This is a genomic window from Polynucleobacter sp. 35-46-11, assembly GCF_002281105.1.
Genome location: NZ_NCFJ01000676.1, coordinates 1 through 1,175 on the forward strand (window position 1 = coordinate 1; position 1,175 = coordinate 1,175).

The 1,175-nt window shown below is 45.4% G+C and carries 3 protein-coding genes; all 3 read right to left on the reverse strand.

Annotated elements, in window-relative coordinates:
- Nucleotides 1–439 (reverse strand): NTP transferase domain-containing protein (locus tag B7Y67_RS18690; RefSeq protein ID WP_293599916.1); only part of this gene is annotated, 439 nt, incomplete at its 3' end.
- A 25-nt stretch (nt 440–464) separates the two neighbouring features.
- Nucleotides 465–644, reverse strand: coding sequence for a Trm112 family protein (locus B7Y67_RS18695; RefSeq protein WP_293599917.1), 180 nt, complete (start codon nt 642–644; stop codon nt 465–467).
- Between the two features lie 18 nt (nt 645–662).
- A partial coding sequence (locus B7Y67_RS18700) for a tetraacyldisaccharide 4'-kinase (RefSeq protein WP_293599918.1) occupies nt 663–1,175 on the reverse strand: 513 nt, incomplete at its 5' end.

Below are 1,175 nucleotides of genomic sequence, written 5' to 3' on the forward strand. Positions count from 1 at the left end.
TCGTGATTTCCGCTTCATCTGTAATGGGTACTGCAACAGTTGAAATCGCGCAGGCGGCATTGTCAGCCAAAGTTTGAGCAACTTGATTGATCAGCTCTGGCGGAATCAAGGGTTCATCACCTTGGACATTGACGACTAAGGTATCTGCTGGAAGTTTTAAAAGTTGTGCCACTTCTGCAATGCGGTCTGTACCAGTTGGGTGGTCAGGGCTGGTTAATAAACACTCGATACGATGTTCATCGCATACTGCTTGAATTTCTGGTGAATCAGTTGCCACCACTACGCTTTGCGCATTGGATTGCTGTGCACGCTCGGCCACACGAATCACCATCGGCTTGCCACCAATATCGGCGAGGGGCTTACGAGGTAAGCGAGTCGAACCTAGTCTGGCAGGAATAACAACTAAAAATTCAGGCGGTTTAGAAGTTTGAATACTCATTCGCTAGATTGCGCTTAATCAACAATTAATTGATTTCATCGGCAGTAAGGCTGCGGGCCTCATCAACCAGCATCACTGGGATGTCATTGCGAATGGGGTAAGCCAGGCGATCAACTTTGCAAATGAGTTCGTGTTTTTCGGCATCCAAATGCAAAGTGCTTTTGCATAAAGGGCACACTAAAATTTCAAGTAAGCGCTTGTCCATATGTAATCTTTGCTCTTTTTATAAAGTGTATCGATTTGGATCGGGTCTTTGCAAAATAGACTGCAACCAATCTGCTAATGTATTCGGGATCTTCAGGTTCATTGGAGCAACCCAAATACGTTCGTCCTGTATAGAGGTGCATTTTACGGCATCCTTTTCCGTAATTAGGATGCATTTTGCGTTGATGGATGTAAAAAACTCTGGGGTGTAGCTAGCGTGATCAGCCAAGCCAATACATTTTCCAGTAATGCCTTGTTTTAGTAAATCATCAAAAAAGCGTTGGGGATTACCAATGGCTGCAACAGCGGTGATCTCATTGGGAAGATATGCACCTGCAATAGCTTCTAGAGATTGTGTGTTACCAGGGGAATTTAGTTGATAGGGCACGCCTAGTTGGCTAGAGAGTGTAAATGCGCGGCGGCCTAAAAAATACTCATCCACTGGAGTTGCAGTTGTATTTGCGCCTGTCATCAATGTGGCATCTCGCTCTCGGAAAGCAGGCTCACGCAAAGGTCCAGCAGGCAGTAAAAA